Genomic DNA, 12406 nt, shown 5'->3' on the forward strand with positions numbered 1-12406 from the left:
ATCTCAATGATGAATTCTGAATGATGAATGATGACAATCTTCTTCAATTCACAATTCACACTTGTTTCGCTTTTCTGTGCAGTCTTCAGGGTTTTGAATTCCACGATGAGCCTTCCTTTTGATGAAGTTCATCATTCATAATTCATCATTCATCATTCATTCCTGGTGCCTATGGCTCAGTGGTCCCACTCTGATTCCATCCCGAACTCAGTTGTGAAACATTGATGCGGCGACGATAGTTGGCGGGTTGCCGCCTGCTAAAATAGCTCGGTGCCAGGTTCATAAATCCAGCAAAGCCCCGTTCCTCTATGTCAGGACTGGGGCTTTGTTTTTGGTCTTTAAAAGCAAATGCTCTCCCGCAGTCCCCGCCTAAAAATACTAAAAAGATACAGCCAATTAAGTGGGGTTAGGGAGAGGCAACAAGAAACACGAAGTCTCATTTTATTCAGGTCTTTCTTGGTTCTGTACGTACTCAATGAGCCTTTCAAGGGGAGTTTGTGCGCCAATAGCTCGTAGTTGCAGCCCGTGCGTTAGAGCACTACTACGAGCTAGTTACATTGGCTTGACTTACTTGTATTAAGTAGGTGGGCATTAAAACACACAACTAGATTAAGAAATGTAAATTGCTGAAAAGCTGATTTTTAAAGAATTTATGGTGCTTTAAATAAGTTTACATAATCCGGTTTGATGTACCTACCTATTTACACTTTGTTGCAATATGTAATGAAAGTTACTAAAACGAAGTCATTTCGAGTATGATTTAAAAATGAACTTATAATGACTATGAGTATATAAATGAGTTCAAGCTCAACGAACTGACCTGCTATTGTAAAGTCTTTGTACTCTTAATGGAGAAATCTCTTACTATGGCTGACCCTAAAACATTAACGACTGCTGATGGCATTCCGGTTGGAGATAATCAGAACTCTTTGACAGCAGGTGCTCGTGGACCCGTACTGATGCAGGATTTTCACCTGATAGAAAAGCTAGCGCACTTTAACCGAGAACGGATTCCAGAACGAGTCGTTCATGCGAAAGGATCTGCTGCATTTGGAACTTTCACCGTTACTCAGGATATTACGCGTTACAGCAAAGCTAAAGTTTTTTCAGAGATTGGCAAGCAAACCGAAGTTCTTCTTCGTTTCTCGACAGTGGGTGGAGAAAAAGGTTCCGCTGATGCTGAGCGTGACCCTAGAGGTTTTTCTGTAAAATTTTATACTAGAGAAGGAAACTAGGATTTGACAGGTAATAATACACCAGTTTTCTTTATTCGCGATCCGCTTAAGTTTCCTGATTTCATCCACACTCAAAAACGCAATCCTCAAACGAATTACAAAGACGCTAACGCCATTTGGGATTTCTGGTCACTTAGCCCAGAAGCTTTGCATCAGGTTACGATTCTGTTTTCCGATCGCGGGACTCCCAAAACCTATCGCCACATGAACGGTTATGGTAGCCATACCTTTAGCCTCATAAATGCCCAAGGGGAAAGGGTGTGGTGATTATACCCAAGCAGGAGATCTCTTTCGGCTCATGACACCCGACCAACAAGACCGTCTCATACAAAATATTGCAGGTAGTTTGAGCCAAGCAAGACGCGACATTCAAATGCGACAGATCTGCCATTTCTTCCGTGCAGATATTAATTACGGTCGTCGTGTGGCAGAAGGATTGGGGATTGAGATCGATGCATCCATGATGCCAGCATCTGCTCAAACCGTTAACGCATAACAAGGTTTATTGAAATTCCCGATTTTTTAGAGAAGTCGGGAATACAACCGCTCGTTTTGGTTCGGTATTTATTATTGATTGAGTACCTAAAACCGAACCTTCATACTTTCTATTTTTAAATAACATAAGAATCAAAGCAAATTAAATCCTGAATTCATTAAATAAAGTCTTACAAATGGAGGCATAAATATGACACTAGCTCGTTGGAACCCCTGGCAAGAAATGAACTCTTTACAACGTCAAATCAATCACTTATTTGATGACGTTCTTGTACCATCAGCTTTATTTGACAGAGAGTTTACAAAAGTTCCTGCAGTTGAATTGCATGAAGCCGCAGATGCTATTCATCTCAAAGTAGAACTTCCAGGTATGGAAGCTAAAGATTTAGATGTGCAAGTCACAGAAAATACTGTGTCTATTAGTGGAGAACGCAGAACGGAAACTAAGACCGAAGACAAAGGTGTGACTCGCAGTGAATTTCATTACGGTAAGATTCAACGCGTCATCCCTTTACCAACTCGCGTTCAAAATACCAATGTTACGGCAGAATACAAGGACGGTATCTTGAATTTGACACTGCCCAAAACAGAACAAGAAAAGAACAAAGTTGTAAAAATTAACCTCAACTAAACACCTGCTAATTTGTGTCTTCAATCATTAAGTCTTACCTTTAGGCTGTTTAACTGAAATGCACAGTAGGTTAGTCTAAAGGTAAAGCCCAGCCGTAATCTAGCGACTGGGCTTTTTTAATAAATTCACAGCCCTCATCTCCAACCTAACTCTCGCTAAGTGACAAGGGACTGCAGAAACTAGGTTGGGTGAAATTGCTTTACCAAAGCTCTAGCATTATTACCTGTTGTGGCAATTGGCTAATAGGAGCAGGTTTCATTTCACCGCGAAAGTCTAGGAGTTGGACGAGGATGAGGTAGGCAATTGCTAAAATGATAGAAATCGCACCCGTAATAATTGCAATTATTTTTCCACGATTCATGAGTCTTCTCTAACCAAATTTATGTGCTATACCTATCTTCACCTGATATAAAGATTTTGTTAGCTGTTAGTGGTTAGCAGTCATACCAGGGGGAGATGGGGGATAGGATTTATCTCAAGAACGTGCAGGAATTGGTATTATGCCGTCAAATCTTGTAGTCTAACTATCTTCTAACCATCAAAAATTCTTGTAAAATGTATACCTGAATTGGTAAATGAATTGAACGTGGGGCGATAAGCCGGGTACGGCGTGCGCTTCGCGAACGCAGTAGACTGTTGATGGAACCCGCAAGCTATAAGTGCGATCGTCAAAGCGCCAGATTCTACTAGTAGTCGTAACTTCATCCATAGTTCCTCTAAAGACTAGCTTGTTGATATCCGAGTTACCAACAAAGTAAACTAGTTTTCAAAGGTTAGACTTCATCCTTTAGAGTAACCCGACTGGGTGATTTTGATGCTCGATAATCTATCTGTAGCGGTAAACGAGCCTTTATGACAAGATTGTAGTATGTTATGGGTTCTGCTCTGGTCTGAAGGGAATAAAGTTGACACTCATCAGTATTTACGCTTTTCCAACTGGGTAGTTATTTTCGCTAGCCTGCACTAACTTGTGGGAACTGGTAGACTGAGAAGCTAACCAATGGTCTTGTATTGCTTGTATCTGTAGCATGACTGAATCAATAACCTTTTTAGTTAACAAAAGACGACAAACAATACTTTCAGCTAGGCGAAAACCACAAATGGACTGAATGAAATGGTATGATTGCCTACCACCATCTCGCTTGAACTCAGGAAAGACCATTAAAGCTTCGTCTAACAACTGTAAGTATTTTGGATAGTCGTCAAGCTGTAGTGCTTCCCTAGACAAATCAAAGTAACATTTCGCTATTGCATAACGATACTTGGTAGAAAGTCGATCGATCTGCTTCAGTTTTTGTTCTGCTTTAATCAATACTGAACGATGACTGTCTATCCAAAGAGGTTTAGAACGAGTAGAGACTGTGACATTTCCATATCGTCTGTACACAGCATGACAACCTGGTTGATAGACAACTTTAGCACCTTGAAGAACTACTGATAAGAAAAAATCTCGATCTTGTGCAGCTTTTAAATTCTCATCCCAACCACCGCTTTTCTCAACAGCAGTTCTTCTATAAAGTAAAGAAGCAACCGCAGTCCACCAATCAGCCAGTAAAGATTCAGTGATATCTGCTTGTGTTCCTGGACGTTCTATTTTATCCAAAAAACTGGTGCCATCAGATAAATGATGCCGCAATCTCCAATCACAGTAAACAACATCAGCTCCTGTTTCTTCCAGGAAAGATACTTGCCTTTCTATTTTGTTAGGTAAGATGTAATCATCTGCATCCAAATACTGAATATACTTGCCTTTTGATAATGCTAAACCCGTGTTTCTAGCGTAATTTCCTCCTCTATGGCTTACACTCTGCCAAATAACTTTTTTTCCATAACTTTTGACAATTTCTAAAGAATTATCAGTTGAACCATCATCAACAACTATAATCTCTATGTTTGGGTATGTTTGTTGCAAACAACTGTCAATTGCTTCTGCTATCCATCTTTCTGTATTAAAGCACGGAATAATCACTGATACGAGGGGTGGCATATGTTCATTTCCTAATTTTCAAAAGAACAGGGGAATACATCAAACCCAAAGTCAATAAGTATTTTTTATTTTTTCAAACCCAGTTTTATTTATTAATAACTTTCCAATGTCTGGGCTGATAAAACAAAGATTGACTGATGATTTTATTCGCTCTTACTACAAATCTAAAAGACTCTACTATATCGAAAGAGCGAATGCCTTCTTTTACATAGACTTTGGCGCTATATAGACCAGGTAATAAGCAACAGTAAGGCATTTGCATCTGTATTTCCACTTTACCTGGAAGTATCTCAAGGAATTCGTTATCACTTGATGAAGTAATATACAAAACTCGTTCGTTCTGTCCGGATAAAGCAGTAATTAATATACCTATATTGAGATTTTCTACTTTTATATGTGCTGCACATTCAACACATAAATAGCCTGGTTCACCAGACAGAAGAGTATCGAGTATGTTTCCTTGCTCATCCTTAAAACATAAGGAAATAACATCAATGCCAGGACTGTCGCTCTTTTGTTTTTCGGGTAAATACATTACGCCTGAAGCTGCTTCTGTACCTCCCAAACAAAGGTCTTCTTCGTACTTACGAATGACAGAGCCTGTTTCACCAGAAGTTATCAAATTACCTTTTTTTAAATAAATCGAAGATTCACAAACATTTAAGACAACATGAGGATTGTGAGAAACTAAAATAAAAGCTGTACCCTGTTCTCTAAGTTTTGCCAATTTTTGATAACATTTCATTCTAAAAGAAATGTCTCCTACAGCTAGCACTTCATCAATCAGCAAAACGTCAGGTTCAATGTGAACTGCACACGCAAATCCCAATCTTGCTGCCATTCCAGAACTATAAGTTTGTACTGGAGCATCAATCGCATCTGCAATTCCGGCAAAATCAACGACCTCCTGAAATTTCTCTTCAATTTCTTCAGTCGATAAACCCAGTACAGACATATTTGCGTAGATATTTTCTCGTCCCGATAGGATGGGATTAAACCCTGCACCGAGAGCAATCAGAGGAGCGACTCTACCCCTTACTTTTACGCTACCAGTATCTGGCTTAATCAAACCACTGATAATGCGTAGCAGCGTGCTTTTTCCGGCTCCATTAGAGCCCACCAAACCTAATGCTTCTCCGCGCTTTAGCTCGAAGCTAACATTACTAAGTGCCCAAAATTCTTTAGCTCTTAAAGTATCGCTTTTTCGGGTTCCTCCTGTGAGTTCGATCGCAATATCTTGAAGCCCGTAGAACAAAGAGTTTTTTAAGTCTCTACAAAACTTTTTAGAAACATTTTTAGCTGAAATAACAACTTCAGTTTCTTCAGGATGAGTCGTAGTTTGTTTTTCTATTAAATTAGTCATTCCTAAGAACTCACTCGCTCAACAACAAAAGGCATTGCAAGTCGAAAAGTCACCCAAGTGAGTAACAATCCCACAAAGGAGAGTACACTGACAACCCAAAATTCTAAAGGGTTGGAGATAACTCCTGTTGTTGCTAATTCTCGTGCTGTCACTAATAGAGGAGTGACAGGATTTAGCTTGACTAGTAACCCAAATGTTCCTTCATTGGGAACTGGATAAACCACGGGAGTCAAAAACAGCCAAAACCCTGTAATGAGAGTTAACCCTTTAGAAACGTCTTGATACAAAATTCCCAATGGAGCCAACAAAACACCAATGAACGTCCCCAGAACGACCAAATGAATCAACGCAACTGGGACTAAGATAACTGTCCAAGCGATCGAAATACGAAACCAGAAGTACAATCCCACTATTAAAATCAACTTGATGGCAAAGTTAAAAAACACTTCGCCTACTTTTGCTAAAATGAGAGACTCCCGAGGAAAATTCACTCTGGCTAGCATTGGTTTTGCGACTGTCACGGCTTGTACCGGACCGTTTAATGCTTCTACAAATGTTTGCCATAGTGCAGTACTGAACATCACATATGCTGGGTAGGGTATGTCAGTCTTACCAACATTAATGACATTAGCATCATTTGCAAGAGTAAACCCAACAGCCATGACAATTGGCGGCAAAAATGCCCAAGCTACACCTAAAAATGATTGACGGTATTGAGCCGTAATATCCCTTACCATCAACCGCCATGCAAGCTCGCGAGAAGCTAGCAAATCCCGCCACATCTGTTTTAACAGATCGATTGGACGCCGCAGTTGACTTTCAGGCGTATAAATAACTTCAGGTAATCGCGATTTTTGGCTCTCTTTTTGTTTCAAAGTTCTTCACCTTACTGCATATATGGATGTATGCGTATGATGAATAACGTTCATCATACACTTTCTTTGAGAGCGATCTCCTTAAAATATCATCCTTGTGTTGAAGCTACGCTCGCATTCACAATTTTTGAAGAGACAGAGTTTTGTTGACCTTGCAAGTACCTTTGAGCATAGCGGCTAGTAATATACTTGTTCAAAACCTTATCCATTTCATACAGTATCCTCCCAACCACTCGTGACCCAAATCTACCAAAGGGTGCTTTTCGGGCGATGGAACTGATAATTGTCATATCGCGACGCCATCCCAAGCGCTTGTACTTATTTTTAAAGTACTCATCTTCAGTGAGGTTCCACTTGTCGCGCAGGCGTTTTAGGCTTGTGAGTTCCCACTCATCGCTCCAACGCAACATGTAGTAATGCAAATCTGTCCAATCCAGTGGAGGTCCCGGTACATAAGTGACAAGGGAATCAGGTTCTAGGTAAACCGTACCGCCAGCTTCAGCCACCTGTATGCACAAATCAACGTGTTCTTTGGTATTCAGCAGGGCTTCATCCAAAAATCCAATTTTCTGAAATATCTCAGTGCGTACCATCATACAGTGGAATTCTGCTAGCCCGGTTTTTTGTTGTTGCAATTGAGGACGGACTTCTGAAACTTGACGACCTTGCTTGTAAATTTTTTCAATTATCCGCCGTCTTGTGGTTTCACCCCTAGTTTCTAGAACAACTCCAGATTCGCCACCCGCACAATGCACTTCTTCATGCAAAGGAGTTCCCTGACAAATTAGAGGGCTGATTACAGTCGCTTCTGTTTCTTCCGCGCAGGACACTAAAGTCTTCAGCCAACCAGGAGTCACGACAACATCGTTATCAATAAAAACAACATACTTGCTGTTTACCTGACGCAAACCAATATTTCTTGCATGGTTTGGAGAAAGATAATATTCGGTGCGAATCAGTTGAAATTGCTTTTGAATGGCTTGCTCTGCTAAGTATTTTTTGATGTGAGACGGGGACCCACCATCGACATAAATCAACTGAAAAGGATATTCCGTACACGCGTAGATGCTTTCTAGAGACTCACGGGTGTAACTGAAGCGTTCCCGTGGAACGACAACAATCGTCACTTGCGGGTTTGTTACTTCTGATGAGTTCATATCCAAGACCTCTACTAATGTCAACTGTCTGCCTGTGTATTTAAGAACGACACTGGAAGCACCGATTCTAAGTCATACCACTTATAGTGTAACTACGGATTAATGTAGTTGCGATTTGCTACGACCGCTGAAAATTCCTTCTGACCGAGTTGAGGAGGGGTCAGTGCTACTAGTTGGTAAATGTTAACTAGCTTCTCGTTCAACTTATTAATATCGTAGTTTTCCTCTACACAAGTACGACCAGCTCGACCCATTTGTTCCCAGATATCGGGACACTCGATTAAATAAATTAACTTTTCAGCAATGGTATCCGAATCTCGCTCTGGAACGAGAAACCCAGAAACACCATCTTGCACGAGTTCGGGAATACCACCATGTAAAGTACCTATAACTGGTAAACCCATTGCCATAGCCTCTTTTAAAGTGTTAACTGGTGCGTCTTGATTGCCATTTTGAGCGGTTACACTTGGAGCTATAAATAAATGAGAATTGTCGAGAATCTCAATAATTTCTTGCTGGTTTTTCCAGCCAAGAAGTTTGACTTTATCTGTGATTTTCAACTCTTCTATCAACAAATGTAACTCTTCTTTTAAGTAACCATCACCTATGACATTGTATTCAACATCTGGATGAACATTTGCCACTTTGGCAAGAGCACGGATACCATACTCTATACCTTTCTTTTCCACAAGACGACCAACAGTGACAATCCGAATTTTGTCATTTGGGTGAGGACGTCGGACTTTAAACTGAAATCTACTACAGTCTATTCCAGAACGAAGAACTACTATTTTGTCGCGATCGCAACCCAGAGTAATGGCTTTCTGTCGGAAAAATTCACAATTTGCAAGAAAAAAATCTCCTTTGACAAAAAGTTCATTATAAACATCTTGTCCGCACTCCTGAACATAATAGCTTATATCATACCCTCGGAATGACGCGATCAATTTACCTTTTATAGCACCAATATCTCGGAATATCTGACCTTCGATACCATGCATTCCAAATTGACCGTGAATAATATCGTAATGCGTGGACTGAAGGAGTGGTATCACTGAATATAACAGCCGCAGAGAAATTGCGTATTTCTCATATTTAAAAAAGTTGAGCGATCGCAACAAAACCAAGGGACTTTTGTGTAAATTAGTGATTATTAACCCAATTCCTTTCAGTACTCTCCATAAGTAATTTGTTGGAATTGTAGGTACATAATGAGTCCTTTCTAGCAGCTGATACTTTTCCACATCTGGATGCATTTTAGACAGATCGTCTGGACGAGAACCGTAAATATGTACCTCATGTCCTCGGGAAATTAACCCGGTAATTTGATTTAGGATAAAAGTTTCTGATAATACAGGAAACTCACCTACAATGAATGCTATTTTCATAAAAGAAATTACAAATCAACGTTTGTTTCGAGTTGCTTTGGTACCGATTTTCGTAGTTTTAGGGCAAATAATCTTTAACTACCATAATTACTTTTTTTTATATAAAAGCTATTTTTTGAATTTTCTTTAGCGTATCTTTATATTCTTAAAGATTCCGTAAATTTTTAGCGATCGACAAATTTATGTACTGACAGTGCGATCGGTAGGAGTACTGAAAACGCCACTCGTACAGTTACGTCGTGCATTTACGTCACTAAGCTTTTTATCGGAGACTGCGTAATGCGGTTCCTTGCAAATGAGATTTTCTCAATATGAGCGTTATATATACGTGAAGCAGGTTATAACATTGCTTGCGGTAACGACGACGCGGGAGTTACTATATCTTTACCAAAGAAGGTGTTGAAGAAATTCTAAATCTCCAACCTAAAGGTTCACAGGCTAAAGCTTATCAGGTAAAGCAAGTACGTGCAGTTATTCTTAAGTACAATTTAGAAGGTAAAACGATGCTTCGCTATGAAGTTATTCTACATTGGAGCCAGGAAGACTAAGCATTTATTGCGGAAGTACCAGAATTACCTGGTTGTGCAGTTGATGGTTATACATATCAACAAGCACTGGAAAATGTAGAAATTATCATGCAGGAGTGGATTGATACAGCTAAGGAACTAGGTCGTCCCATTCCAGAACCAAAGCAACACATAATGTAGGTATGCCCATCCTACAGTACTGAAATTTTTTCACCAATCAGATAGGATTGTTATATATCCTCACGAAGATTTAAGTGGACAATGGGATTAACAATTCATTATGAATTTAGTTTAAAAAATGCCAGCGTTAACGAGGCAAGAGAAAAAATTGTTGCTTTACATAACTTGGCTTTACGACTTCCTTTTAAGTTTGTTGATGAGTTGGTAGAAATTTCAGGAAAGGATTGTTATTTTGATAAAGATGATTTCAACGACCCCTACTGTTTTATTAAAATTCGGGCATTAAAACCAGTAGAAATTGCTATGAATGGCTTTTCTTGGGAAAATTCTACCTATATTATTGGTTTTGATTCGCTTCCAGGAGAAGGCTCTGAAACTCCTATTTTTGGCTTGGCTACCCATTCGGAAATAAAAGATGTTAATGATTGGATGTGGACGGGTTTTTGTAAAACTCAATATGCTAGCAATCCTGAATATGGTGGTTTGGAGAATTTTCTCAAGTGTCATTTACTGATTGTGAAAATGCTCGATGCGGCTTGTGAATTGGGAATTACCTGCGATGTGACTGATGAAGGAGGTTATTGGGAGAACCGAAATATAGAAGAACTTGTCTCCAATATTCGCCAACATAATATTTTAATGGCGGCTTTGACAGGGCAAATTAAAGATGATTTAGCTGTTCTAGGTAATATTCCTATTCTGTCTCCTATTTTTGATTATCCTAATTTTGAGCATTTGGAAGCTGAAGGGAGGCAAAAACCAGATTAGTCGTTCGAGAAGTCCATTCTTTCACCAATCTTCAGTATCCTATAAATATAGGAATGTTATTTTTTTTTATAAAAATTTGCGGTGTCTAGCTCCCCGACTTCTCCAAGAACTCGGGGAGCTAAGTTTATTATAAATAATTTAGGATTCCTATAGAGTAATTTACGGTGATGGAATTGGCTGATATGTCACTAACAGAAGGAATTCTCTCGCAACTACCAGGTAATGTTTTAGAAGGGCTGCGTCAAAGCGATCGCATTTTAGCATCCATAAGAGAAGGGGATGCACCAATACCAATGGTTGTCAAGGAAACAACCCAACCTTTAGGTACCGTAGATTGGGACGTTATCATTTGCGGTGGAACCTTGGGTATTTTAATTGGCTCCGCCTTAGCTTTAAGAGGAGTGCGAGTAGCGCTCATAGAACGGAGAATGTTGCGGGGTAGAGAGCAAGAATGGAACATTTCCCGTAAAGAACTACAAGTTTTTTTAGAACTAAATTTACTGACGACAGAAGAATTAGAGAAAGCGATCGCTACAGAATACAATCCTGCTCGAGTCGGCTTCCATAACGGTACGGAAGTTTGGGTACGGGATGTCCTAAATATTGGCGTCGATCCAGTTTACCTCTTAGAAACCTTAAAACAGAAATTTCTTGCCTGTGGTGGAAAATTATTTGAAAACACGCCATTTACAGAAGCAGTTGTTCATCCCGACGGAATCAGAGTCAACAACCAGTTCACAACCAGGTTGCTCATTGACGCTATGGGGAATCTTTCCCCCATCGTGGAACAAGCACGAGCAGGACAAAAACCAGATGCACTGTGTTTGGTAGTGGGAAGTTGTGCTCGAGGTTTTCCGGAAAACCATACGGGGGACTTGTTGTTATCTTTCACACCCTTGCACAACCAGTGCCAGTACTTTTGGGAAGCTTTCCCAGCAAAAGATGGCAGAACCACCTATATGTTTACTTACATGGATGCACATCCACAACGCATGGGTTTAGAAGCGCTTTTTGAGGATTATCTGCGCTTAATGCCAGAATATCAAGGCGTGGAGTTAAACCAACTGGCATTTCAACGAGCGCTGTTTGGCTTTTTCCCCTCCTACCAACAAAGCCCTTTAAAGACACCTTGGAACCGGATACTACCACTTGGAGATAGCAGTGGTAACCAGTCTCCCCTAAGTTTTGGGGGTTTCGGTGCAATGGTACGTCACCTAGAGCGTCTGACACAAGGCATTCATGAAGCACTGCAAACCAATCAACTATCCGCCAATGCACTCTCACTTCTGCAACCATACCAACCCAGTTTAGCTGTCACTTGGCTTTTCCAAAGGGCTATGAGTGTGGAAGTTAATCAAAAAATTGATTCCAATCAAATTAACCAACTGCTGTCTGCAGTCTTTCAACAGATGGAACAGTTAGGCGAATCGGTTCTCAAACCATTTTTGCAAGATGTGGTGCAGTTTCCAGCACTGACACAAACTCTGCTCAAAACGGGTGTGACACATCCTGGATTAGTCGCCAAGGTAATTCCACAGGTTGGATTGGGAACTTTACTCAATTGGATAGTACATTACGGAAATTTAGGGGTTTACGCTGTTTTGTTTTTGCTAAGTGAAATGTTACAACCATGGATGAAAACTTTACCCAATGTTTCCAAATACTATTGGCATCGCTTAGCTGAAGCTTGGAAATACGGTTCTGGCAATGATTATTTTTGAAATAGCTAATGGCTAATGGCTAATGGCTATTAACAATTAGCTATTAGCTATTAGCTATTAACAATTTCCTCTAATTCCA

At 40.0% G+C, this 12406-nt stretch carries 12 protein-coding genes, 1 rRNA gene and 1 pseudogene; 7 read left to right on the top strand and 7 right to left on the bottom strand.

Going from position 1 to position 12406, the window contains the following annotated elements:
* Positions 1 to 161: 161 nt before the first annotated feature.
* From rrf to HC643_RS04455, 4 genes and pseudogenes are all read left to right on the top strand, one after another.
* Positions 162 to 279, top strand: a 5S ribosomal RNA gene (rrf, locus tag HC643_RS04440).
* A gap of 587 nt (positions 280 to 866) precedes the next feature.
* Positions 867 to 1502 (top strand): annotated as a pseudogene (locus HC643_RS04445) (catalase).
* A 31-nt stretch (positions 1503 to 1533) separates the two neighbouring features.
* Positions 1534 to 1731, top strand: coding sequence for a catalase-related domain-containing protein (locus HC643_RS42000; RefSeq protein WP_038084247.1), 198 nt, complete (start codon positions 1534 to 1536; stop codon positions 1729 to 1731).
* Positions 1732 to 1920: 189 nt separating this feature from the next.
* Positions 1921 to 2361, top strand: coding sequence for an Hsp20/alpha crystallin family protein (locus tag HC643_RS04455; RefSeq protein ID WP_038084251.1), 441 nt, complete (start codon positions 1921 to 1923; stop codon positions 2359 to 2361).
* Positions 2362 to 2560: 199 nt separating this feature from the next.
* Here HC643_RS04455 and HC643_RS04460 read toward each other — a convergent pair whose 3' ends face one another.
* The 7 genes from HC643_RS04460 to HC643_RS04490 all read right to left on the bottom strand — a co-directional run bounded on the left by HC643_RS04460 (position 2561) and on the right by HC643_RS04490 (position 9131).
* Positions 2561 to 2722: a hypothetical protein gene (locus HC643_RS04460; RefSeq protein WP_038084252.1), complete on the bottom strand. Its 162-nt coding sequence runs from the start codon at positions 2720 to 2722 to the stop codon at positions 2561 to 2563.
* Between the two features lie 177 nt (positions 2723 to 2899).
* The gene (locus HC643_RS04465; RefSeq protein WP_167844622.1) at positions 2900 to 3070 is read right to left on the bottom strand and encodes a hypothetical protein; all 171 of its coding nucleotides are present in this window, start codon (positions 3068 to 3070) and stop codon (positions 2900 to 2902) included.
* Positions 3071 to 3283: 213 nt separating this feature from the next.
* A complete protein-coding gene (locus HC643_RS04470; protein WP_050046432.1) occupies positions 3284 to 4348 on the bottom strand; it encodes a glycosyltransferase family 2 protein in 1065 nt (354 codons plus the stop codon).
* An 85-nt stretch (positions 4349 to 4433) separates the two neighbouring features.
* Positions 4434 to 5711: an ABC transporter ATP-binding protein gene (locus tag HC643_RS04475; RefSeq protein ID WP_038084254.1), complete on the bottom strand. Its 1278-nt coding sequence runs from the start codon at positions 5709 to 5711 to the stop codon at positions 4434 to 4436.
* Between the two features lie 2 nt (positions 5712 to 5713).
* Positions 5714 to 6586 (bottom strand): ABC transporter permease, encoded by an 873-nt coding sequence (locus HC643_RS04480; RefSeq protein ID WP_038084258.1) that lies wholly within the window; start codon positions 6584 to 6586, stop codon positions 5714 to 5716.
* 89 nt (positions 6587 to 6675) lie between these two features.
* Positions 6676 to 7743 carry a glycosyltransferase family 2 protein gene (locus HC643_RS04485; RefSeq protein WP_038084260.1) on the bottom strand — a complete coding sequence of 356 codons (1068 nt, stop codon included), beginning with the start codon at positions 7741 to 7743 and terminating at the stop codon, positions 6676 to 6678.
* Positions 7744 to 7835: 92 nt separating this feature from the next.
* Entirely contained in the window at positions 7836 to 9131 is a 1296-nt protein-coding gene (locus HC643_RS04490; RefSeq protein ID WP_038084263.1) for a glycosyltransferase, read from the bottom strand.
* A gap of 554 nt (positions 9132 to 9685) precedes the next feature.
* Here HC643_RS04490 and HC643_RS41200 point away from each other — a divergent pair.
* From HC643_RS41200 to HC643_RS04500, 3 genes are all read left to right on the top strand, one after another.
* Positions 9686 to 9838 carry a type II toxin-antitoxin system HicB family antitoxin gene (locus tag HC643_RS41200; RefSeq protein ID WP_237266058.1) on the top strand — a complete coding sequence of 51 codons (153 nt, stop codon included), beginning with the start codon at positions 9686 to 9688 and terminating at the stop codon, positions 9836 to 9838.
* 81 nt (positions 9839 to 9919) lie between these two features.
* Positions 9920 to 10606: a hypothetical protein gene (locus tag HC643_RS04495; RefSeq protein WP_038084265.1), complete on the top strand. Its 687-nt coding sequence runs from the start codon at positions 9920 to 9922 to the stop codon at positions 10604 to 10606.
* Between the two features lie 182 nt (positions 10607 to 10788).
* The gene (locus HC643_RS04500; protein ID WP_038084330.1) at positions 10789 to 12327 is read left to right on the top strand and encodes an FAD-dependent oxidoreductase; all 1539 of its coding nucleotides are present in this window, start codon (positions 10789 to 10791) and stop codon (positions 12325 to 12327) included.
* The last annotated feature ends 79 nt before the right edge of the window (positions 12328 to 12406 follow it).

This window comes from Tolypothrix bouteillei VB521301 (genome assembly GCF_000760695.4).
GTDB lineage: Bacteria > Cyanobacteriota > Cyanobacteriia > Cyanobacteriales > Nostocaceae > Scytonema > Scytonema bouteillei_A.